The sequence below is a fragment of the Paractinoplanes durhamensis genome (assembly GCF_016862175.1).
Lineage (GTDB): Bacteria > Actinomycetota > Actinomycetes > Mycobacteriales > Micromonosporaceae > Actinoplanes > Actinoplanes durhamensis.
This window is the reverse complement of record NZ_BOML01000006.1, coordinates 95,906-117,030: the sequence shown is the minus strand read 5'-3', so window position 1 is coordinate 117,030 and position 21,125 is coordinate 95,906. Positions and strand designations below refer to the sequence as shown.

General features: G+C 69.2%; 20 protein-coding genes, 1 tRNA gene and 1 pseudogene. 13 read left to right on the top strand and 9 right to left on the bottom strand.

Going from position 1 to position 21,125, the window contains the following annotated elements:
* Positions 1-9 precede the first annotated feature (9 nt).
* Both Adu01nite_RS03445 and Adu01nite_RS03440 read left to right on the top strand, forming a co-directional pair.
* The gene (locus tag Adu01nite_RS03445) at positions 10-423 is read left to right on the top strand and encodes a hypothetical protein (RefSeq protein WP_203724745.1); all 414 of its coding nucleotides are present in this window, start codon (positions 10-12) and stop codon (positions 421-423) included.
* Positions 420-1,184 carry a hypothetical protein gene (locus Adu01nite_RS03440; protein ID WP_203724744.1) on the top strand — a complete coding sequence of 255 codons (765 nt, stop codon included), beginning with the start codon at positions 420-422 and terminating at the stop codon, positions 1,182-1,184. The genes Adu01nite_RS03445 and Adu01nite_RS03440 overlap by 4 nt, the downstream gene beginning before the upstream one ends.
* Before the next feature lie 106 nt (positions 1,185-1,290).
* On the opposite strand, the gene Adu01nite_RS03435 is transcribed toward Adu01nite_RS03440, so the two are convergent.
* A complete protein-coding gene (locus tag Adu01nite_RS03435; RefSeq protein WP_203724743.1) occupies positions 1,291-1,533 on the bottom strand; it encodes a mycoredoxin in 243 nt (80 codons plus the stop codon).
* A gap of 80 nt (positions 1,534-1,613) precedes the next feature.
* Here Adu01nite_RS03435 and Adu01nite_RS03430 point away from each other — a divergent pair, with 80 nt between their 5' ends.
* From Adu01nite_RS03430 to Adu01nite_RS03420, 3 genes are all read left to right on the top strand, one after another.
* A complete protein-coding gene (locus Adu01nite_RS03430; protein ID WP_275414615.1) occupies positions 1,614-3,752 on the top strand; it encodes an ATP-dependent DNA helicase UvrD2 in 2,139 nt (712 codons plus the stop codon).
* 123 nt (positions 3,753-3,875) lie between these two features.
* Entirely contained in the window at positions 3,876-4,271 is a 396-nt protein-coding gene (locus tag Adu01nite_RS03425) for a hypothetical protein (protein WP_203724741.1), read from the top strand.
* 139 nt (positions 4,272-4,410) lie between these two features.
* Complete coding sequence (locus tag Adu01nite_RS03420; RefSeq protein WP_203724740.1) at positions 4,411-4,773, top strand: WhiB family transcriptional regulator; 363 nt, start codon at positions 4,411-4,413, stop codon at positions 4,771-4,773.
* Positions 4,774-5,168: 395 nt separating this feature from the next.
* Here the strand turns inward: Adu01nite_RS03420 and Adu01nite_RS03415 are convergent, their stop codons facing one another.
* From Adu01nite_RS03415 to Adu01nite_RS03400, 4 genes are all read right to left on the bottom strand, one after another.
* Positions 5,169-6,455 (bottom strand): M18 family aminopeptidase, encoded by a 1,287-nt coding sequence (locus Adu01nite_RS03415; RefSeq protein WP_203724739.1) that lies wholly within the window; start codon positions 6,453-6,455, stop codon positions 5,169-5,171.
* Positions 6,456-6,489: 34 nt separating this feature from the next.
* A complete protein-coding gene (locus Adu01nite_RS03410) occupies positions 6,490-7,836 on the bottom strand; it encodes an ABC1 kinase family protein (RefSeq protein WP_203724738.1) in 1,347 nt (448 codons plus the stop codon).
* Positions 7,837-7,934: 98 nt separating this feature from the next.
* Positions 7,935-8,921 (bottom strand): ubiquitin-activating E1 family protein, encoded by a 987-nt coding sequence (locus tag Adu01nite_RS03405; protein WP_203724737.1) that lies wholly within the window; start codon positions 8,919-8,921, stop codon positions 7,935-7,937.
* A 198-nt stretch (positions 8,922-9,119) separates the two neighbouring features.
* Positions 9,120-9,281, bottom strand: a complete 162-nt coding sequence (locus Adu01nite_RS03400) for a DUF5679 domain-containing protein (protein ID WP_015625326.1) — start codon at positions 9,279-9,281, stop codon at positions 9,120-9,122.
* Between the two features lie 478 nt (positions 9,282-9,759).
* Here Adu01nite_RS03400 and Adu01nite_RS03395 point away from each other — a divergent pair, with 478 nt between their 5' ends.
* Positions 9,760-10,293 carry a M48 metallopeptidase family protein gene (locus tag Adu01nite_RS03395; RefSeq protein ID WP_203724736.1) on the top strand — a complete coding sequence of 178 codons (534 nt, stop codon included), beginning with the start codon at positions 9,760-9,762 and terminating at the stop codon, positions 10,291-10,293.
* A 24-nt stretch (positions 10,294-10,317) separates the two neighbouring features.
* Positions 10,318-10,914 (top strand): hypothetical protein, encoded by a 597-nt coding sequence (locus Adu01nite_RS03390; RefSeq protein ID WP_203724735.1) that lies wholly within the window; start codon positions 10,318-10,320, stop codon positions 10,912-10,914.
* A gap of 60 nt (positions 10,915-10,974) precedes the next feature.
* Here the strand turns inward: Adu01nite_RS03390 and Adu01nite_RS03385 are convergent, their stop codons facing one another.
* The gene (locus Adu01nite_RS03385; protein ID WP_203724734.1) at positions 10,975-12,228 is read right to left on the bottom strand and encodes a zinc-dependent metalloprotease; all 1,254 of its coding nucleotides are present in this window, start codon (positions 12,226-12,228) and stop codon (positions 10,975-10,977) included.
* Positions 12,229-12,318: 90 nt separating this feature from the next.
* Between Adu01nite_RS03385 and Adu01nite_RS03380 the strand changes: the two genes are divergently transcribed.
* The 3 genes from Adu01nite_RS03380 (at position 12,319) to Adu01nite_RS03370 (ending at position 16,559) form a co-directional block, all read left to right on the top strand.
* Positions 12,319-13,347, top strand: a complete 1,029-nt coding sequence (locus tag Adu01nite_RS03380; RefSeq protein ID WP_203724733.1) for a YlbL family protein — start codon at positions 12,319-12,321, stop codon at positions 13,345-13,347.
* An 82-nt stretch (positions 13,348-13,429) separates the two neighbouring features.
* Positions 13,430-16,417 (top strand): UPF0182 family membrane protein, encoded by a 2,988-nt coding sequence (locus Adu01nite_RS03375; protein ID WP_203724732.1) that lies wholly within the window; start codon positions 13,430-13,432, stop codon positions 16,415-16,417.
* Between the two features lie 68 nt (positions 16,418-16,485).
* Positions 16,486-16,559, top strand: a tRNA-Met gene (locus tag Adu01nite_RS03370).
* On the opposite strand, the pseudogene Adu01nite_RS48805 reads toward Adu01nite_RS03370, so the two are convergent.
* Positions 16,541-16,894, bottom strand: a pseudogene (locus tag Adu01nite_RS48805) (hypothetical protein); the annotation flags it as partial. The gene Adu01nite_RS03370 and the pseudogene Adu01nite_RS48805 sit on opposite strands and share 19 nt — an antisense overlap.
* Here Adu01nite_RS48805 and Adu01nite_RS48800 point away from each other — a divergent pair.
* A complete protein-coding gene (locus tag Adu01nite_RS48800; protein ID WP_203725102.1) occupies positions 16,894-17,211 on the top strand; it encodes a cysteine dioxygenase family protein in 318 nt (105 codons plus the stop codon). The pseudogene Adu01nite_RS48805 and the gene Adu01nite_RS48800 sit on opposite strands and share 1 nt — an antisense overlap.
* 6 nt (positions 17,212-17,217) lie before the next feature.
* On the opposite strand, the gene Adu01nite_RS03355 is transcribed toward Adu01nite_RS48800, so the two are convergent.
* Together Adu01nite_RS03355 and Adu01nite_RS03350 are read right to left on the bottom strand one after the other, a co-directional pair.
* Positions 17,218-17,532 carry a hypothetical protein gene (locus Adu01nite_RS03355; protein WP_203724731.1) on the bottom strand — a complete coding sequence of 105 codons (315 nt, stop codon included), beginning with the start codon at positions 17,530-17,532 and terminating at the stop codon, positions 17,218-17,220.
* A 131-nt stretch (positions 17,533-17,663) separates the two neighbouring features.
* Entirely contained in the window at positions 17,664-18,224 is a 561-nt protein-coding gene (locus Adu01nite_RS03350; protein ID WP_203724730.1) for a hypothetical protein, read from the bottom strand.
* A 295-nt stretch (positions 18,225-18,519) separates the two neighbouring features.
* Here Adu01nite_RS03350 and Adu01nite_RS03345 point away from each other — a divergent pair, with 295 nt between their 5' ends.
* Together Adu01nite_RS03345 and Adu01nite_RS03340 are read left to right on the top strand one after the other, a co-directional pair.
* Positions 18,520-20,028, top strand: a complete 1,509-nt coding sequence (locus tag Adu01nite_RS03345; RefSeq protein WP_203724729.1) for a multicopper oxidase family protein — start codon at positions 18,520-18,522, stop codon at positions 20,026-20,028.
* A gap of 84 nt (positions 20,029-20,112) precedes the next feature.
* Positions 20,113-21,045 (top strand): GDSL-type esterase/lipase family protein, encoded by a 933-nt coding sequence (locus Adu01nite_RS03340; RefSeq protein ID WP_203724728.1) that lies wholly within the window; start codon positions 20,113-20,115, stop codon positions 21,043-21,045.
* Positions 21,046-21,125 lie beyond the last annotated feature (80 nt).

Genomic DNA, 21,125 nt, shown 5'->3' with positions numbered 1-21,125 from the left:
CTCGAAGCAATGGGGGAGGAGCGCCCGGCGCGGTCGCTGTCTCGTCTCAGCGATTCGCCGCGCTCCGTCCGGCTGCTGCGCGAGCTCTTCACCGTGGCGGTCCGCCGCAGCTTCGTCGGGCGGGACCCGCGCGACATCACCCGCTACGCGCGCGACCTGCTCGAGTACCAAGCGCTGCCGGCCGAGGGCGAGCTGGCCCGGGAGACCGAGGCGATGATCCGCGGAGCCATCGGTGAGCCGGAGCTGGCGCACGGCGTGCCGGAGCTACGCCGCTTCGAGTTGATCTGCCACGTCATCGGCGACCTGACCCGGCCCCCGGGTGTACCCGCCGCCGAGCTGTTCGCGCTCGTCGACCAGGCCGAGAAGCGGGTCGCCCGCTTCGATCGCCCGCGCAACCGCGTCGTCGGCCGGAGGTCGATGTGAGCAAGAACCGGCGTCGACCCACCCGGCACGCCGAGATCGCCGAGCAGGTGGCCGACGTGCCCGAGGCGCAGCCGGCGGTCGACGCGGCGCGGAGTCGCCGCCGGTCGGCCCGCCCGGATGACTTCACCGAGCAGAGCGCCGAGCAGTCGGCCGAGCAGCTTGCGGGGGCGGCCGAGCCGCAGCCCGCCGACGCGGGCCGGAACCGCCGCCGCTCCGCTCGCCCGGATCCGGCCGCCGAGCAGCGCGCGGCGACCGGCGACCGGCCGCGCGCGGAACCGACGCGCACGGTGGGCGCGCTCTCCGGCCAGCTGCCGCCCGGCACCACCCGGCAGGCCGGCGAGATCCACACCGACGCCGGCCGCTACCTACGGCAGGCCGCCCGGGACGACGCGCCCGCGCGCTACGGCACGCCGGCCGGCGACGTGGACGAGTCGGCGCGGCGCGTGTGGGAGATCGCTTTCGGTCTGGTGGTGCGCCGCCGGTTCGAGCCGGACAGCCCGCTCGCCGAGATCAGCCGCACCGTGGCCCTGGCCGTGCACGAGCACGCCAGCGCGGCCCTGCCGATGCTCGACGCCGAGATGCTGGTGCGGCACGCGCTCGGCGAGATCGTCCCGATCGGCGACATCGACGGCGGCATCCGGCTCGCCGTGCACCTGCTGCTGTTCGCCTCGATCGCCGACGAGCTGGCGCTGGGCGAGCAGGAACTCGACGCGATCATCGCGGACGCCGAGGAGAAGGCGGACGCGCTCGTTCCCGCGTGAGGCGGGGACGGCGCTCACCGCGTACACCCGCAAGGAATTTCCGGTGCACGGACCGGGAGAGAAACGCGAAGCGCGGCATCCGATGGATGCCGCGCTCGGCGATGGATCAGGCCGCGATGGCCGCGAGGTGCTGCTTCACCTGGATGATCGACGGGTTGGTGAGCGCCGAGTCGTCCGCGAATCGCAGCGTCGGGACGGTGCGGTTGCCGCCGTTCACGTTCTGCACGAACTCCGCCGCCGCCTCGTCCTGCTCGATGTCGACGACGTCGTAGGCGATGCCCTCTCGGTCAAGCTGTGACTTGAGGCGGTGGCAATATCCGCACCAGGACGTCGAATACATGGTCAACATCGGTCAGGTTCCCTTCGGCTGGGTCACATGGCACTCCGCCTTGCGACATAACGTCAGACCCGAGTGCCATGATTCCCACCGTGCTGAGTGATGCGGTGCTGGCCGGGCTCGATCCGGAACAGCGGACGGTGGTGACCGCTCCGGCCGGTCCGGTCTGCATCCTCGCCGGCGCCGGCACCGGCAAGACCCGGGCGATCACCCACCGCATCGCCTACCGGACGCTGACCGGCGAGATCAGCCCCCGGCACGTGCTGGCGGTCACGTTCACCGCGCGAGCCGCCGCCGAGATGCGGGCCCGGCTCGGCGCGCTCGGCGCCACCGGCGTGCAGGCGCGCACATTCCACGCGGCCGCCCTGCGCCAGGTCCGCTATTTCGCGTCCCGGCTGCTCGAGGGCCGGTCGATGCCCGAGCTGATCGAGTCGAAGGTCCGGATGGTCGGCCTGGCCGCGGCCAAGGCCGGGCTGCGCGCCGACCGCACCGGCGCCCGCGACCTGGCCGGCGAGATCGAGTGGGCGAAGTCGTCGCTGGTCGAGCCGGGGGAGTATGTGGTGGCCGCCACCAAGGCCCACCGGGAGCCGCCGCACGACCCGGCCAAGGTCGCCGAGGTCTTCGCGGCCTACGAGACGCTCAAGCGCCGCCAGGGCGTGATCGACTTCGAGGACATGCTGCGGGCCGCGGTCTGGGGCATCGAGGAGCACCCGGATGTCGGCGAGGAGATCCGGGCGCAGTATCGGCACTTCGTGGTGGACGAATATCAGGACGTCAACCCCCTCCAGCAGCGCCTGCTCGACGCCTGGCTGGGCGGCCGCAACGACCTCACCGTGGTCGGCGACGCCAGCCAGACGATTTACTCGTTCACCGGCGCCACCGCGAGCTATCTGATCGACTTCCCGCGGCAGCGGCGCGACGCCGTGGTGATCCGCCTGGTCCGCGACTACCGCTCCACCCCGCAGGTGGTCGGCCTGGCCAACGCGGTGATCCGGCAGGCCCGCGGCAACGAGGCCCGGCTGCGTCTGGAGCTGGTCGGCCAGCGCCCGCCCGGCGCCGAGCCGGAGCTGAAGATCTTCCCGGACGAGGCGGGCGAGGCCGCCGCGGTGGCGCGCCGCTGCCGCGAGCTGATCGCCGGCGGCACCCCGGCCAGCGAGATCGCCGTGCTGTTCCGGATCAACGCGCAGTCCGAGGTCTACGAGGAGGCGCTGGCCGAGGCCGAGGTGCCCTACTTGGTGCGCGGCGCCGAGCGGTTCTTCGAGCGGCCCGAGGTGCGGCAGGCGATGATCGCGTTGCGCGCGGCGGTGCGGTCCACGCCCGGCGAGACCCCGCTGGTGCAGGCGGTGGTCGAAGGGCTGGCGGCGACCGGGTGGTCGCGCGAGCAACCCCCGCCCGGCGGTGCGGCGCGCGAGCAGTGGGAGGCACTCGCGGCCCTGGTCACGCTGGCCGAGGAGTATGCGAAAGCACCCGCCTTCGAGCCGATCGGGCAGGCCGGCGCCGTCCAGCGGGACGTCACGCTGACCGCCTTCAACGACGAGCTGGCCCGCCGGGCCGACCAGCAGCACGCGCCCACGGTCGCCGGCGTGACGCTCGCCTCACTTCACTCGGCCAAGGGCCTGGAGTGGGATGCGGTCTTCCTGGTCGGTCTCGCCGACGGCACGCTCCCGACGACGTATGCGAAGACGCCGGAGCAGTTGGAGGAGGAGCGCCGCCTGCTCTATGTCGGAGTGACCCGGGCCCGCGAGTGGCTCTGGCTCTCCTACGGCCAGACCCGGTCCGGCAGCGGCCGGGCGCGCCGGCCCTGCCGCTTCCTTCCGCAGCTCGAGCGCCATTCGCCCACCGAGCGAGCCGGCGCCGACCGGAGTCGGAAACCCGACCGAAAGCGTTCTCAGGTGTCGTCCTGCCGCATCTGCGGGGCCGCCCTGCTGGGCGGTGCCGACCGCAAGATGGGCCGGTGCCCGACCTGCCCGTCCGACCTCGATCAGGACCTGCTGGACCGTTTCACGGCCTGGCGGGCGGAGACCGCGGCCGGGCTCAAAGTCCCTGCATATGTTGTTTTCACCGATGCGACTCTGGTGGCGATGGCGGAGCGGCGCCCGGCCAACCCGGCCGAGTTGCTGGCGATCGCCGGGATCGGGCCGCGAAAGCTCGGTCAGTACGGTGCCGCGGTCTTCGCTCTCGTGGGTGGCGCGGCACCCGCCGAAGCCTCGTCAAAAAACTTTGAAAACTAGTCGGTTAATTCGTTTGCCCTCGCTTGCGCGGCAGGCATAGCCTCAGTGCACACCTTGGCGAGCGGCATGCTCTACAAGGCAAAACAAACTACGAGTGCATCGCGAATGGAGGAGGTGGCAGAGATGGAGATCTACATGATGACGCAGCCGTCGCTGCCGCTGACCCGTGCGTGCGCTCCGTCCGCTCTGTTGCCGATTTCTGCCGCTCCGGTGGCAGCGCCGGTTTCCGAGTGGGCCCCCGCCCTGCTGATGGCACCAGTCGCTCCGGCGGCTGAGGTGCGGTCCGCCGAGCGGGCTCCGATTTCGGGCAAAGCAGTGCGTCCGGTGGCCGTTCTGGCTGCCGAGCGGGCTCCGGCTTCGCGGGTGCACCAGGTCCAGGTCCAGGCCGAGCTGGTTCGGGTCCTGACGCTTAGCGACGAAATCAATGGCACCACTGGGTTCAAGGGCTCCAACTCCTCCAAGAAGCGTTACGCGGATGGTGGCAGCGGAGTCCCGCCTCGAGGAAGGCCGGTCTGGTAAACCAGACCTCCGGCTCACCTCGAGGCCGCGGAACCCGTACAGGGTCCCGCGGCCTTAATTTTTTTGCCGGCTCACCAGCCGGTCGGTACGAAACGACGATCCAGAAGATCGCTGAAGAAGAGAGAGGTGACCGGGCTTTATGAGTCTGGCGCTGGCCCCGATCGACGTGAGCGTCGACATCGAGGCAAACCTGCCCTGCCGGAAGTTCGACCCGGATCTTTGGTTCTCGGACTCCCCGGCCCAGCTGGAGTTGGCCAAGTCGCTCTGCGGGGAGTGCCCGCTGCGTGTGGAGTGCCTGGCCGGCGCGGTCGAGCGGAACGAGCCCTGGGGTGTCTGGGGTGGCGAGATCTTCGAGCGGGGTGCCGTGGTTCCCCGCAAGCGGCCGCGTGGCCGTCCGCGTAAGGCGGACGTGGCGCGTGACGCCGAGCTCGCTGTCGAGGTCGAGGAGCGGCTCGCCGCTAACGGTCTCGAGTCCCGCAACCAGGTTCGCCTGGCGGCCTGATCAACGTGAACAGCACCATCGCCCTCCCCGAGGCCGACCAGGCCGCAACCCGAAAGCCGAGCATCGAAATGAATACGACTGGAGCCAGCAAGATGAGACTTCTCCACGAAGCGTTGTCCCGGGCTCGAATGCCTCGGCCTCAGCGTGACTACACACCTGAGGCGCACCGCCCCGCTCGTCTGGTAGCAATGCAGGCCCAGCACCGGGCCTCGCGCGAACTGGGTGGCGGGCGCTACTGATCCCCGACAACACATAGCGAGACCAACCTGAAAGGCCCGTCCGTGCTTCTGGCGCGGACGGGCCTTTGCTTTGTGCGGCCGCCTTTCGGGCGGCGGGCCTTCAGGCGCCTTCAGACGACCGGGTTCCGGGCGGCGCGATTCAGGGCGGGCGGATCTTCAGGGCAGGCCGGTGAAGAAGACCTCGGCCGCGGCGGACAGATAGGCCGGGTCGTCGACGTGGCACAGCTCCCGGGCCGAGTGCATGGAGAGCAGCGGCGTGCCGACGTCCAGGGTCGGGATGCCGATGCGGGTGGCGCTGATCGGGCCGATCGTGGAGCCGCACGGGATGGCGTTGTTGGAGACGAACTCCTGGAACGGGACACCCGCCTTGTCGCAGGTGCGGGCCCACAGCGCGGCGCCGACCGCGTCGGTCGTGTAGCGCTGGTTGGCGTTGAGTTTCAGCAGCGGGCCGCCGCCGACGACCGGGCGGTTGGCCGGGTCGTGGCGCTCCCCACGATTGGGGTGGATGGCGTGGCCGGCGTCGGCGGAGAGCAACCACGAGCCGAAAATGGCCCGGACCAGGTCTTCGCGTTGCCCGCCGAGCGCGGCCGAGACCCGCTCCAGGACGTCGGAGAGCAGCGGCCCGGCGGCGCCGGAACGGCTCTCCGAGCCGAGCTCCTCGTGGTCGAAAGCGGCCAGCACCGCGATCACCGGCCCGTCCCCAGCCCGCCCGTCCCCAGCCCGGAGCAGGGCGGTCACCCCGGCGTGCACCGAGGACAGGTTGTCCAGCCGGGCGGCGGCGAACAGCGTCCGGTCCGCGCCGAACCGGGTCGGTGCCGCCGAATCCACCGACATCACGTCGAAGCCGGCCACGTCGTGCGCCGACGAGAGGCCGGCCAGCCGGGCCAGGTGGGTGAGCACGTCCGGGCCGGAGACGCCGAACACCGGCTGGATGTCGCGCTGCTTGTCGGGCGCGAACGACGAGTTGACCTCGCGGTCGAGGTGGATGGCCAGGTGCGGGATGCGGGCGAACGGCCCGGTCCGGACCAGGTGGACGGTGCCGTCACGGTCGACGAGCCGGCCCGCGAACTCCAGCTCCCGGTCGAACCAGGAGGCGAGGATCGGCCCGCCGTACACCTCGACGCCGGCCTGCAGCCAGCCGTGCGCGGACAGCGCCGGCCGGGGCTTGAGCTTGAACGTCGGCGAGTCGGTGTGCGCGCCGAGGATCCGGAACGGGGTGGCCGGTCCGGCATCGGCCGGCAGCGCGAGGGCGATCACCGCGCCGTCGCGGACCAGCACCAGCCGGGCGCCGGGCCGCACGATCTCCCGCCAGTCGGCCGCCTCGTCGAGCGTGGCGTAGCCGGCTTCGCCGAGCCGGCGGGCCACCTCGGCCGCCGCATGGTAGGAACTCGGCGACGCCGAGATAAAGCTTCCAAGATCTTCGATGTGGCCCGTGGCGTCCATGCCCCTCATCGAATCATGACGAGCCGTCCCGAGGTCACCCGACCGGGGCGAACCCGGGCAGCCACTTCTCGACGATCGCGCGGTAGGGGGCCTCGGCCTCCAGTTGGCAGAGCACCCCGATCGAGCCCAGCGTCACGCGGTGGATCAAGAGGTAGGAAGGGGGCAGGTTGAGCTTTCGGCTCAGTTGGTAGGCCGGGGACTTCGGGCTGGTCAACCGGGTCGCTTCGCCGCGCAGCCAGCTGCGGGAGAACCGGAACTCGTCGACCGCGATCGGCTCGATCATCGGGCGCAGGAACGTCAGCACCGCCTCGGCGTCGATCTCGTCGTCCGGCTTGATGAAGCCCTCGTCGCGCAGCCCGTCGGCCACACCCTGGGCGTCCCCGTCGAGGGCCAGCCGGACCAGCCGGCCGACCGGCTCGGGGTGGCCCTCGGGCAGCCGGGCCACCGCGCCGAAGTCGATCACGCCGAGCCGCCCGTCGGGCAGGATGCGGAAGTTGCCGGGGTGCGGGTCGGCGTGCAGCAGCCCGGCCCGGGCCGGCGCCGAGAAGTGCAGGGTGGCCATGAGCCGCCCGGCCTCGTCCCGCTCCTCCTGGGTGCCCTCGCTGATCACCTTGGCCAGCGGGGTGCCGTCGACCCATTCGGTGATCAGCACCCGCGGGGCCGACGCGATGACCCGCGGCACGAAGATCTCGTCGTCACCCGCGAACGCGGTGGCGAAGGCCGTCTGGGTCGCCGCCTCCATCGCGTAGTCGAGCTCTTCGGTGATGCGCGCCCGGAGCTCGGCCAGCAGCGGCTTGATGTCCATGCCCGGCTGAATGATCTTGAACATGCCGGCCAGCAGGGACAGCTGCTTGAGGTCGGACAGCAGCGCCTCGCCGGCCCCCGGGTATTGCACCTTCACCGCGACCTGGATGGTCTTGGGCTTCGCGTTCTTCCGAGCCGGTGGCAGTTTCCACAGCGCCTTGTGCACCTGGCCGATGCTGGCCGCGGCGGCCGGGCTGTCGTCGAACTCGGCGAATTTCTCCCGCCAGTCGGGGCCCAGCTGCTCGGCGAGGGCCTTGTGCAGGCTGGCCACCGGCATCGGCGGCGCGGCCTCCTGCAGCTTGGTGAGGGCCTGCCGATAGGGCCCGGCCATCTCCTCGGGCAGCGCGGCCTCGAAGACGGACAGTGCCTGCCCGAACTTCATCGCCCCGCCCTTGAGCTGGCCGAGCACGCTGAACAACTGCTCGGCGGTGCGCTGCTGGATGTCGGCGGAGATGACGTCGGAGGCGATCCCGACCGCGCGTTTGCCCAGCCCCAGGGCGGCGCGCCCGGCGAACCCCAGGGGCAGCGCTGCCAGTTTCGCGGTGCGGGACGCAGCACGACGCGGAATGTCGGTCACCCGATCATTGTGACCGACGGTTTGCCGAGTGGCCGCCCGGCTAGGCGGCCTTCGCCCCCAGATGTGCAAAAAGTCCGATCGAAGAGGCCCGATAATTCTCATGTCCGGGCACACGAACAGCCCGGATGCGGCGGCCAGGTGCGGCGCCGGACCCGGCCCGGACCGGTGAGCTCGACGGTGGCGCCGACGGTCTGCGGACGGCCCTCGTCGAGGAACGTCAGCGCCTCGGCGGCGGCGAACGCGGTCGCGGCCAGCAGGGTGGTCACCGCGCAGGTCTCCGGAACGGTGGCGGCGGGCGGGCCGGGCCAGGTCGCGTCGCGGTCCTTCCGGTGCAGGTCGAGGCAATTGAGGCAGGGTTTGCCGGCGAGCGGCACGAGCGGGCCGATCACGACGGCGCCCTCGCGGATGGTGACGGCGAGGTGCGGCTGGCGGCGAGCGGCCAGGGCAGCCGCCAGCAGGCCGACGGGCTGGTCGTGGTCGAACTGGATGAGCAGCGCCGAGGTCGACCGGCGATCGACATGACCCATTTCGGGTACGGCGCGTTTCACCGCGTCGATGATCGCCTGCCGCCGGGGCCGGCCGATGTCGGAGGCGCGAAGCGGTCCGCCGGCCAGCTCGCCCGGGCGGACCGAGCCGGCGATGTCGAGTTGCACCTGCCCGACGCCCGCCTCGGCCAGCACCACCGCGATGCCGGCGGCGAGCCGGCCCCGACCGGACAGCACCACTCGGGAGGCTTTTCGGCGGCGCAGCAGATGAGACGGCGGGCCGGAGCCGTGCAGGGCGAGGGCGGCTGCCTCGCCGGCCAGCCGGTCGACGGGTGGCACCAGAGCCGAGCGGGGAAGCACCAGGCCGGCGTCGTGCAGGGTCGCCAGCATCGCGCGGGAGATGTCGGGCGGGACGCCGAGCTCGGCGGCGCGCAACACGACCAGGCTCTCGGAGCGGGTGCCGTCGAGGAGGTCGAGCACCTGCTCGGCGCGCTTGTCGGGGAGTCTCAGCAGCAGCGCCCGGGCCGGATCGGAGCCGATCTGCAGCTCGCCGTTGCGCCAGACGCGGGGGATCCCGGGGATGAGGGTGGGGCGGTTCACCGTGACAGGGTGTCACCGATGCCATGCGGAGTGAGTTGGTTGTCCACAGGGCCGCCGAGCCCAGGAAGCGGGTTGTCCACAGCTATGAGCGAGTTATCCACAGGCTCGTGCTGCTATCCACATTTACTCAACGTGTCGGCTTCGACACGGTTATGGGTAGAGCGGTGCACGCGGCACCGCTCTACCCGTAAGCGTGAATCAGGCCTTGGCCTTGCCGAGGATCCGGTTCACAGTCGTGCCACAGACGGGGCACTTGCCCTTCGCCATGTTCATGCCGGTCTTCGAGACCTCCACGGTGCCCTGGAAGTCGCGCTTCTCCTTGCACTTCACGCAGTAGCCGTTGTACGTGTTGTCGGCCACGGTTCCTCCTAGTCGTGTCGTCGGCCGGTTAGGCCCGATGCCTGTTCGCGGCGGCAGGCCGCGATCTGCTTGGCGCTGGACCGTTCCCGACCGCGTGGATGTGGCCTCCCGTCAGGGGCGGTCACTACCCAGGTCCGGCCCTTTCCATGTCTGGAGGGGCCGGTCAGCAGCACCGGCGGTGTCGCCGCCGTCGTGAGTGTGCCGGGAGAAAACGCCCTTTTCGCGAAGTTGCGCCCAAACACGCCGGGAATTAGCCGCAAATAGCCTCAAAAGGGACTTCCAGCGCGTTTTGCCAGCATCGTGTCGTGCGCTACGTTGGCCGAGCGCCGCCCATGTTGCGTCCTGGAAAATTTTTTCGGTTATACCGGGACGAAGCGTGCATATCCGGCGGGTGTCATCGGCCGTACTCTTGCGGTGACATGGGTCTCACGGATTAGCGTCTCAACGTGAACCCGAATCTGGGCCGCGCGAGCCGGTAATGGCCCGGACGCGCAAGCCTGTCGTCGAAGTGCGGCGCAGCCAGCGCCGGCGTCGCACGGTGTCCGCGTACCGAGACGGTGAGCGCGTGGTCGTGCTCATCCCCGACCGGTTCTCCCGGGCCGAGGAGATGGAGTGGGTCGAGCGGATGCTCGCCCGGCTCGCCGCCCGCGAGGAGCGCATTCGCCGCACCGACGACGAGCTGCTGGCCCGTGCGCACCGCCTGACGTCCCGCTATCTGGCCGATCACGTCCATCAGGTGGTTCCGGCAAGCGTTCGCTGGGTGACCAACCAGAACGGCCGCTGGGGCTCCTGCACCCCCGACGACGGCACGATCCGCATCTCCCACCGCATCCAGGAGATGCCCGACTGGGTGATCGACTACGTGCTGCTGCACGAGCTGGCCCACCTGGTCGTCCCCAGCCACAGCGCCGAGTTCTGGGAGCTGGTCAGCCGCTTCCCGAAGGCCGAGCGCGCCCGCGGCTACCTGGAGGGCATCTCGGCCGCCACCGGGCTGGTCCTCACCGACGACTAAGGCCGGGCGACTAGGGTTTGGCGCGTGGTTCGACGCGTGGTTGCGGTGCTGCTGGTGCCGGTGGAGTGGAGCCCGCCCGGGGTGGATCTGCGGGTCTGGCGGTCCGCCCTCGCCGAGGATGTGGTCGACCTGCTGGCGCGACTCGCCCAGGCCGAGGCGGCCATCGCCGCGACCGCCGAGGACCGGAAGCTGGCCGAGGAGATCGCCTGGCCGGGGATGCGGATCTACGAGGTCCCGGCCGCGACCTACCTGCCGGTGTTCGCGGCGGCCGCCGCGGACGGGTTCGACCAGGCCGCGGTCATCGCGGGCGACGCCCCCGACGTGCCGGGCATGATCCTGGGCAAGCTCCTGGCGCCGTTGGACGGCAAAGCGGTGGCCGTCGCCCCGGGCGGGCCCGGAAACGGGCTGATGGGCGTCGCCGCCGGCCTGCCCGCCCCGGAGTGGCTGGCCGACCACGATCTGGACAGCGCATCCGCCCAGCTCCTGCGCCGGACCGCACCCCAGCCGGGTGATGTCACCTCCACGCCGGAGTGGCGCCGGCTGCGCGGACCGGCCGAGCTGGCATCGCTCGACCCGGCCCTGGAGGGCTGGGAGAACACCCGGGCCCTGCTCGGCGGCTGACGCCGGAAACACCGCAGCGGCGGCCCTCCCGGAGGGAGAACCGCCGCCGCGATGGTGCGCCTACTTGTCGGGGGTGCCCTCGTCGGGGGCGTCGCCGGTGTCCAGGCCGTCCAGCTCGCTGATGTCCCAGTCCATGCTGCTCTGGGCGAAGACCTGCGGGTTCGCGAAATCCTCGTCGGTGGGCAGCAGGTCGGGGTGGCCCCACAGGGCGTCCCGGCCCTGGATGCCCCGGTGCTCGGTGACCGCCGCCCACAGCGCGCCGGCCTCGCGCAGCCGGCGCGGGCGTAGCTCCAGGCCGACCAGCGCGGCGAAGGTCTGCTCCGCCGGGCCACCGGCCGCACGGCGGCGGCGGAAGGCCTCGCCGAGGGCGGCCACGCTGGGCAGACGGTCGCCCGCCGCGGTGTCGACCACGTGCCCGACCCAACCCTCGATCAGGGCCAGTGCCGTCTCCAGGCGAGCCAGGCTCGCCTTCTGCTGCGGGGTGTCTTCCGGCGTGAAGATGCCCTCCAGTGCCATGGCCTGCATCGACTCGGGGTCGCTCGGGTCGACGCGGCTCATCGCCTCCTCGATCGCCTCGCGGTTGACCGTGATGCCGTTCGCATACGTCTCCACGGCGGTCAGGACGTGCGCCCGCAGCCACGGGACGTGCCCGAACAGCCGCTGGTGGGCCGCCTCACGCAGCGCCACATACAGCCTGACCTGGTCTTCCGGAAGCTCCAGGCCCTCGCCGTACGCCTTGATGTTGGCCGGGACCAGCGCGGCCGTGCCGGTCGGCCCGAGCGGAAGGCCGATGTCGCCGGCCGAGAGAACCTCGGCCGCGAGCTGGCCGAGCGCCTGGCCGAGCTGGCCGCCGAAGAGTGCTCCGCCGAGCGTGGCGACCATCGACTGCATCGGGCCGAGCTGGGCTTTCGCCTCGTCGGGCACGAGGTCACCCATGGCGCCGACCATCCGGCCGGCGATCGGGTCGCAGAGCTTCTTCCAGACCTCGAGCGTGTTGAAGATCCACTCGTTGCGGTTCCACGCGGCGGCCGTCCGGATGCCGCTGGGCAGCGAGGAGACGGGGTCGAGCCACAGGTCGGCGAGCCGGAGCGCCTCCTCGACGTGGTGGCGCTCATACATGGTCACCGCCGGGTCGCCGGACCCGGACAGCTGGCTCGCCGCGACCTGCCGGGCCAGATCCCAGTTGACGGGACCGCTGCCGGGGTCGGCGAACATCCGCTGCAGGTCGGCCATGAACTGCTGGACCTGCTGCGGGTCGGAGGGGTCGGGCGGCTGGGCGCCCGGCAGTGAGAAGCCGAACGGGATATCAGGCACGTCGTCAACCGTACGCGCGAAACGCCCGCTCCGGACCGATGGCGGTGTCAGCTCAGAGAGAACTCAGGGTGGGACGATAGTCTCACGCGCATGAGACGTCGTGGTGTCACCGTCATCCTCGGCGCCCTGCTCACCGCGCTGCTGGCAGTCGGTGTCATGGCGGCGCCCCTGCCGTACGTGGTGCTGAAGCCCGGCCCGACGGTGAACACGCTCGGTTCCAGCAACGGCACCGAGGTGATTCAGGTGACGGATGCGAAGACGACGACGTCGACCGGGCAGCTGCGGCTGACCACGGTCAATGTGCAGTCGCAGGTGGAGCTGGTCTGGGCGATCAGCGGCTGGTTCAGCCACAAGGACGCGGTCGTGCCCCGCGCCCTGATCTACCCGCCGGACACCACCGAGAAGCAGGTCGAGCAGCAGAACGCGCAGGAGTGGACCGAGTCGCAGGAGAGTGCGGTCACGGTCGCCCTCACCAAGCTGGGCTACCCGGTGCAGACCGTGGTCAAGACGGTGACCATCGGCGGCGCGGCGACCGGCCTGCTGCAGACCGGTGACGTGCTCACCGCGGTGGACGACACCAAGATCACCGACCCGTCGAAGCTGACCGACGTGGTCCGGGGCAAGCCGTCCGGCACCACGTTCACCGTCGCCTACACCCGGGCGGGCAAGGCCGGCAGCGCGAAGATCACCACGAAGGCGTCCGGCGACGACAAGACGCCGCGGCTGGGCATCGAGATCGAGAAGAAACAGCCGTACCCGTTCAAGGTGAAGATCGACCTCGACAAGATCGGCGGTCCGAGTGCCGGGTTGATGTTCACCCTCGGGATCATGGACAAGCTGATGCCGGAGGACCTCACCGGCGGAAAGATCATCGCCGGGACCGGCACGATCGACGACAACGGGAACGTCGGCCCGATCGGCGGCATCCCACAGAAGCTGGTCGGCGCGAAGAGCGCCGGCGCTCAACTGTTCCTGGTGCCGAAGGACAACTGCGCCGAAGCGTTGAAGAATGCGGTCGACGGGCTCCCGATGGCCGAGGTGGCCACGGTGGACGACGCGCTCACCGCACTCAAGACCTTCACCTCCGGCGGCACCCCGAAGCCGTGCTCGGCTTCGTGACAGATGTCGTAATGTGAGACACCGCCACCCCAAATGATGTGTGGAGCCCACGTTGGTCATGCGTAACAGCCCTCTACCGAGGATGAGCCGGCGCGGTCGCGTCACCGTCGGCGTCCTGGTAGGGGTCTTCCTCCTATTCACGCTGCTTGGTTGGGGCATCGACGCATACACGGATTACCTCTGGTACAACGAGGTCGATTTCGTCAACGTCTTCTCCGGCGTACTCATAACGCGGCTGGTGCTGTTCCTGGCCATCGGCCTTGCCGTCGCCCTGGTCATCGGGGCCAACCTCTATCTGGCCTACCGGCTGCGACCGCTCCTGCGGCCGCACTCGGCCGAGCAGGCCACGCTCGAGCGGTACCGGATGGTGATCGGCCCGCGCCTGGGCACCTGGATCACCGTTCTCTGCGTGATCATCGGCTTCTTCGCGGGCCTGTCCGCGCAGGGCCGGTGGAAAGACTGGTTGCTCTTCCAGAACTCGCAGCCGTTCGGCGTGGTCGACCCGCAGTTCAAGGTGGACATCGGGTTCTACGTCTTCGAATACCCGCTCTGGCGCTACCTGCTGGGTGTCGCCTTCACCGCCGTGGTGCTGTCGGTGCTCGGCGCGCTGGCCGTGCACTACATCTTCGGCGGTGTGCGGCTGCAGGGCGTCGGCGACCGGATGACGACCGCGGCGCGGGCGCACCTGACCACGCTGGTCGCGGTCTTCGTGCTGCTCAAGGCGGTGGCGTACGTTCTGGACCGGCGCGCGCTCCTGCTCGAGCAGCACGTGTCACCCGGCCTCTACGGCGCCGGCTACACCGACGTCAACGCGTTGTTGCCGGCCAAGGAGATCCTGGCCTACATCTCCATCGTGGTCGCGATCGCGATCATCGTGTTCTCCAACGCCGGCATGCGAAACCTGGTGTGGCCGGGCGTCTCGCTCGCCCTGCTGGCCATCTCGGCCGTCGCGATCGGCGGCATCTACCCGCTGGCGGTGCAGAACTTCTCGGTCAAGCCCAGCCTGGCCGACAAGGAAGCGCCGTACATTCAGAAGTCGATCAATGCGACCCGGGCGGCGTTCGGGATAACCAGCACGGACATAGAGCCCTACACGGCGACCAACGTCGTTCCGCCGGGCTCGCTGTCCACCGACACCAGCGCCGAGAACGTCCGGGTGATCGACCCGCAGCTGGTGTCGCAGGCGTTCACCCAGTCGCAGCAGTCCCGCGGCTTCTACGACTTCGGCAAGAAGCTGGACGTCGACCGGTATGAGGTCAACGGCCGGACCAGCGACTTCGTGGTCGGCGCGCGCGAGATCAACGACGACAAGCTGACCACCCAGCAGCGCAACTGGCTCAACCGCCACACCGTCTACACCCACGGGTACGGACTTGTCGCGGCCCCCGCCAACAACGTCGGCTGCGCCGGCCTGCCGTACTTCGTCTCCGGCTTCCTCGGCACCAGCGGCCAGGCCAGCGCCTGTTCCTCGGGCACCGAGGAGATCAAGGTCGACCAGCCGCGGATCTACTACGGCGAGCAGTCCACCGAGTACGCCATCGTCGGCCAGACCGACAAGGCGCGGAAGGTCGAGTTCGACCGTCCGCAGGAGGACAACAAGAACGCCGAGGAGCTCTACACCTACGACGGCAAGGGTGGCGTCCCGATCGGGTCGTTCCTGCGCCGCCTGGTCTTCTCGATCAAGCTGACCGAGAGCAACTTCCTGCTCTCCGACGCGGTCAACGACAACTCGAAGCTGATGTACATCCGCGACCCGCGCTCCCGGGTGGAGAAGGTCGCACCGTTCCTGACCATCGACGGCGACCCGTACCCGGCCGCGGTCGACGGGCGGATCGTGTGGATCCTCGACGGCTACACGACGTCGGCGAGCTATCCGTACTCGCAGAAGATCAACCTGGCCAACGAGACCAAGGACGAACTCACCGGACAGGGGCAGTTCGCCCTGGCCCGGGACGACGTCAACTACATGCGGAACTCGGTCAAGGCCACCGTCGACGCCTACGACGGCACCGTCAAGCTGTACGAGTTCGACGACCAGGACCCGGTCCTCAAGGCGTGGAACAAGGCCTTCGGCGGCCACCTGATCATCCCGAAGGCGGAGACGCCGACCTCGCTCGAGGATCACTTCCGCTACCCGCAGGACCTGTTCAAGGTGCAGCGCAACCTGCTCACCAAGTTCCACGTCACCGACCCGCGGGCGTTCTTCTCCGGCCAGGACTTCTGGCAGGTGCCGAACGCACCGGACGCGCCGTCGAGCAATGTGAAACAGCCGCCGTACTACCTGAACGTCCAGCTACCCAAACAGACCGGCACCCAGTTCCAGCTGACCGCCGCCGTAACTCCGCTCAACCGGGAGAACCTGGCCGCCCTCGTATCGGCCTCGTACGTCGACAACCAGCCAAAACTCCAGGTGTACGAGTTACCTGATCAAACGGTCATCCCCGGGCCCATCCAGGTCCATCGGAACATGACCGCCAACGCCGCCGTGCTGCAACAGCTGACCCTGCTGTCCAGAAACGGCCAATCCCAGGTGCTCTACGGCAACCTCGTATCACTGCCGGTGTCCGACGGAATACTGTACGTCGAGCCCGTCTATGTGAAGACCGGCAACCAGGACAATGCGGCCCCGCTGCTGCAGAAGGTCCTCATGTCGTACGGCGACGGTGGCACCTACGTGGTTCTCGCCGACAACCTCAAAGCCGGCCTGCAAGCCCTCGTCAACCAGGGCAAACAGAACGGCAACACCAGCGGGAACGGCAACACCGGGAACACCGGCAACACGGGTACGGGTAACACCGGCGGCACTCCACCGGCCACCCTGCCCACCGAGCTGGCCCAGGCCGCCGCCGAACTCGACACGGCCATCCAGAACGTCAAGACCGCCCAGCAGTCCGGTGACTTCGCCAAGTACGGCGAAGCCCTGGCCGCCCTCGACACGGCCATGACGAAGTTCCAGAACGCCCAGAAGGCCGCCAACAGCGCCACGCCGTCGGTCGGGCCGTCCGCATCGGCAACTCCCAGCGCTGCCGCCTCCACCCCCGCCACCCCGGCGCCGAGCGCATCGGGCTGACGTGACGAGCATGACCCGGAGGCCGTTTTGCAGACGGCCTCCGGGTTGCGCTAGTGTTAACGAGCCGACGCGGGGTGGAGCAGCTCGGTAGCTCGCTGGGCTCATAACCCAGAGGTCGCAGGTTCAAATCCTGTCCCCGCTACGAGTCGAGGGGCCTCCTGTCCGCGGAAAGCGCGGACCGGGGGCCTCTTCGCATTTCTGCTCAGGGGGCCGAGCCCCCTGAAACCCCACGGTGCGGAAGGTTGCGCTCGCCTCGGTCAGGGCTTTGATGAAGCCGGTCGTCGCCGGGGGTGCTGGAGGGTCGCCGTAAGTGGCCACGTAGATGCGTCTTTGTAGGCCTGGGATCGGGGTTGCGTGCAAGCCTGGGGCTCTGTGGGTTTGTAGGGCTAGGCCTGGGGTTGTTGTTACTGCCATGCCTGCTGCCACCAAGGCCTGCTCTACGGTTATGTCTTCGGTTGTGAAGGTACGTTGCGCATCTGCTGCATGCCGAACCCGATGGGTCGTTCTCGGTTCTTGGGCTTGTTTGGCGGCCTGGGCAAGGGACCCGGATCCACGACCATCTCACTTGGTGTGTGGTGGGGGTGCTCGCGGGGGTTGAGCGTGAAGAGCTCTTTGACTCTTCGCTTTCGGCGGTTGGGGTTCGGGATGGGTTCCCGGGTGAGGTCAGTGGGTTTGCGCCGCCTGGGGACATTCATCGTGTTCGCAACTGTGGTGGTGAGGTTGCGATCAGTCTGCATGTCTATGGCACTGACATCACCCGGGTTGGCTCCAGCGTTCGCCGTTATTACGACTGACGTGGGTTACGCCAGGTCGTAGCCGGTGGCGATCAAATACTTGTTGGTGGGACACAGCTTGCCCAGGACCGGGTTCTGGTCGGTGTGGTTCCACGGGCCGAAGTAGTAGGCGCCGCCCGACGTGCCCTGTACGTTCGTCGCGCAGTAGAGCATCGTGCGGTAGTAGCCGTCGCCCTGCTGGCACCAATAGTTGCCGCCGCCGCCAAGGCCCCACTTCACCGTGATTCGGCTGCATGCCGTGGCGCTTGCCGACGCCGGGGCTGCTGCCACCGCGATACCGGTGCCGGCCATGATGGCCACCAGCAGGGTGCGTTTGATCATGTTGCGCATGTTTCCCCCATGTCCATCTGCTTGATCAGCAAGATCGGGACACGGTACCTGGAGATCATTGTCGATGCCGCCCCGTGGCCCGGAAACCCCTGCTGGGTAGGGGTTTCCGGGCACCTCCTGGCTCAGGAGATGGTTACGCAGGCCTGGGCGGCGGTGTATTTGTCGGCCAGCAGGGTTCCGCAGAGGAACGTGTTGGACGCGACCTTTGACGCTGGGGTGAACGACGCCGTCGCCTTCTTAGAGCTGCATGTGACCTGTTTGACCTCGCCGAACTCGGCGCCGGCCGAGTCGGCGCCGGACACTCGCAGCATCAGGTTTCCGCTGCAAGCTGACGTTGCGGTGAAGGTGACTGTCACGCCGCTGACCGTGGTGCCGGTGGAGTCGACTGCGGTGCACAGGGTGCCGACCTTGTCGTCGGCCGGCGCCGTGGTGAGGAAGACGTCCGCACATTCGCTGCCGTCCGAGGTGGAGCTTGCCGACGGGCTCGCGGTGGCCGTCGCGGTGGCACTGGCCGTGGCGGTGGCGGTGGCGGTGGCGGATGGCTCGGTGCTCGCCGAAGCGCTGGCATCTACCGTCGTGTTTCCCCTTGACGTTGCCGCGGACGCCACGGCTACGCCTGCGCCGGCCAGGACTAGCAGGACGCCCGCGATGACCGTGCCGTTGGTCAGGGTGCGTTTTCGCATGGGATTTCCTCTCCGGATTTCTGGCATGCGGGAATGGGCGGATTCGCTGACCCGCGGATGAGGGCTTACAGTGCGGTTCGTCGCTGTGAAAGCCATCGATGGTTGCTGTCAGCGGGCCATGGAAGTGTTTTGAGCCGGCGCACAGGAAACTCATTGCTGGGCGGCTGAATTTCAGGGTTCATCAGGCGTAATTACAGGGCGTACACAATTGGCGTCGTTTTTCTGTGGACAGTCTGAGGATTTTGACAATAACTGCACACCGTGGACACAGGAATCGTTCATACGTTTCCCGGCCATGACAGATCAGCAGCGGCCGATATTGACGTCGGTCCAGAGCATGCCGGTGATCTCCCGTCGCAGCCTGCTTCGCGGCATCGGGGCGCTGGCCCTGGTCGGCGCCGCGACCGGCACCAGCCTCCGCCTCGCCGAGCCGGCCCGGGCGGCCACCGCCTCCGGCACCCTCAAGATCCCGACCCTGCTGGAACCGACCACCAGCGGCGGGACCGACGTCTACACACTCGCCATGCAGAGCGGCACCACGACCCTGCTCAGTGGGGTCAGCAGTGCCACCAACGGCTTCAACCAGTCGTTCCTCGGGCCGGTGATCAAGGTGAAGCAGGGCGACACCGTCCAGATGGACATCACCAACAACCTCGACGACGTCAGCACCGTGCACTGGCACGGGGCGCACATCCCGCCGTCGGTCGACGGCGGGCCGCAGAACACGATCGACGCCGGCGGGACGTTCTCGCCGTCGTTCGAGATCAATCAGGGGGCGGCCACGCTCTGGTTCCATCCGCACGCGCTCGGCACCACGTCCGAGCAGGTGGCCAGCGGTCTGGCCGGGATGCTCATCGTCGACGACGCGACCGACGGGGCCGCGGCGCTGCCGAACACCTACGGGACCGACCAGTTCCCGCTCATCGTCCAGTCGCTGCCGGTGAGCTCGGGCGGGGTCATCCAATCCACCACGGCCGGCGAGCTCGCCGCCACCACGTCGTTCCCGCTGCTGGTCAACGGGTCCAATGTGGCCGTCAACGGGACGCCGACCCTCGAGGTGGACGCCGGGCGGGTGCGGTTCCACCTGCTCAACGCGTCGATCGCGGACATCATTACGGTCACCCGCACCGACGGGAAGAGCTTCACCCAGGTCGCCACGGACGCGGCGTTGCTGTCGAAGCCGCTCTCGGTCACCACCCTGCAGCTCGTGGGCGGGGAGCGGGCCGAGATCTGCCTCGACCTCACCAGCTCCGGCGGCAGCATCACCCTGCAGGCCACGGTCGCCGCCGGTGGTGCGCGGGGCGGCAGTGGGACGTCATCGATCCTCACCCTCACGTCCACCGCCACCACCGCGGCCGACGACCTGCCCAGCTCGCTCAACACCTTCACCGCGCTGGACGTCAGCGACCCCGATGCGACCCGGACGATCGCGTTGTCGAACACCGGCAACACCATGTTCATCAACAAGGTGGCCGGGACCACGATGGCGGCGATGGAAGCCAGCGAGATCATGACGACGTTGGGCGCGACCGAGGTATGGACCATCACCAACGCCACCGGTCTGACCCATTCGTTCCACCTGCACGACGTGCCGTTCCAGGTGCAGACCGTCAACGGAACGGCGCCGACCGGCGCGAATGCGGAATGGAAGGACACCATCCTGATCTCGCCGCAGAGCACCACGGTCATCGCGATGCAATTCACCGACTACGCCGACAACACCTTCGGCTACATGCTGCATTGCCACAACACCGTGCACGAGGACGAGGGAATGATGGCCATGCTCATGGTCATGACCGCCTGACGAGCGGAAGGGGCGCGCGCCGGACGCGCCCCTTTTCTCATGGATCTGTGTCAATATGACGCGGAGAGCATGGAGGTGATCACTGTGCGTTCCGTCCGTCGCCGGTGGATCACGGGCCTGATCGTCGCCCTGACCGCCGTCTCCACCCTCAGCGCGGCCAACTCGGCCGGTGCCACCAGCGGTTCCACCGCCGCTTCCGGCGCCGCCGGCATCTGGTCGGCATACATCGGCACCGGCGGGAATACCGCCGCGGACGTCTCGGACGCCGCGTTCCCCGGCTACCCGGTGATTCCGGGCAACACCAGCAGCACCGCGGCCGGGTATCACCCGGGGCAGACCTGGTGGCTCGATCTGATCAGCGCCGATCGGCCGGCGGCCAAGGGGACTCTGGTCACGCTGGGCGATTCCATCACGGACGGCTACAACGCGTACGGGCCGCCGGGGCAGCGGTGGACCGATGTGCTCGCCGACCGGCTCAACACGCTGCCTGCCGAGGCCCGGGTCGCCGTGGCCAACGCCGGGATCTCCGGCAACACGGTCAGCGTGCAGCCCAACCCGTACGACCCGACCGGCCAGTGCTGCGGGCCGCCGGCGCCGCAGCGCCTCGACCGGGACGTGTTCTCGGTGCCCGGGGTGCGCACGGTGCTGCTGCTCGAAGGCACCAACGACCTCGGTGGCGGGGACAACGCGCCGCCGGCCCCGGCCGCGCAGGTCATCGCGGCGATGCGCGGGATCGCCGACCGGGTGCACGCCCGGCACCTGCGGATCGTCGGGGCGACGGTGCTGCCGATGTGCAACGCGGCCGGCAGCGACAAGGAGAAGAACCGGCTCGCGGTCAACGAGTGGATCCGGACCGGCGGGGTCTTCGACGAGGTCCTCGACTTCGACGCGGTGCTGCGGGATCCGGCCGATCCGACCGTGATGATCGCCGACCTGCGCAACGACTGCTACCACCCGAACGCGGCCGGGGATCAGCTGCTCGGGCGGTACATTCCGCTCCCGGCGGTGCTGGGGTAAGGCCTTGAGCCCGGCCACCGGGGCCGGGCCGGTGGCCGGGGGACCCCCGCCGGCGGGCCCTCCACGCCGCAGGGTATGGT

Coding starts and splice junctions, on each gene's coding strand:
- Adu01nite_RS03445 (WP_203724745.1), top strand. CDS start 10: ATGGGGGAGGAGCGCCCGGCGCGGTCGCTGTCTCGTCTCAGCGATTCG.
- Adu01nite_RS03435 (WP_203724743.1), bottom strand. CDS start 1,533: ATGTTGACCATGTATTCGACGTCCTGGTGCGGATATTGCCACCGCCTC.
- Adu01nite_RS03425 (WP_203724741.1), top strand. CDS start 3,876: ATGGAGATCTACATGATGACGCAGCCGTCGCTGCCGCTGACCCGTGCG.
- Adu01nite_RS03420 (WP_203724740.1), top strand. CDS start 4,411: ATGAGTCTGGCGCTGGCCCCGATCGACGTGAGCGTCGACATCGAGGCA.
- Adu01nite_RS03415 (WP_203724739.1), bottom strand. CDS start 6,455: ATGGACGCCACGGGCCACATCGAAGATCTTGGAAGCTTTATCTCGGCG.
- Adu01nite_RS03395 (WP_203724736.1), top strand. CDS start 9,760: ATGGCCCGGACGCGCAAGCCTGTCGTCGAAGTGCGGCGCAGCCAGCGC.
- Adu01nite_RS03380 (WP_203724733.1), top strand. CDS start 12,319: ATGAGACGTCGTGGTGTCACCGTCATCCTCGGCGCCCTGCTCACCGCG.
- Adu01nite_RS03375 (WP_203724732.1), top strand. CDS start 13,430: ATGAGCCGGCGCGGTCGCGTCACCGTCGGCGTCCTGGTAGGGGTCTTC.
- Adu01nite_RS03355 (WP_203724731.1), bottom strand. CDS start 17,532: ATGATCAAACGCACCCTGCTGGTGGCCATCATGGCCGGCACCGGTATC.
- Adu01nite_RS03350 (WP_203724730.1), bottom strand. CDS start 18,224: ATGCGAAAACGCACCCTGACCAACGGCACGGTCATCGCGGGCGTCCTG.
- Adu01nite_RS03345 (WP_203724729.1), top strand. CDS start 18,520: ATGACAGATCAGCAGCGGCCGATATTGACGTCGGTCCAGAGCATGCCG.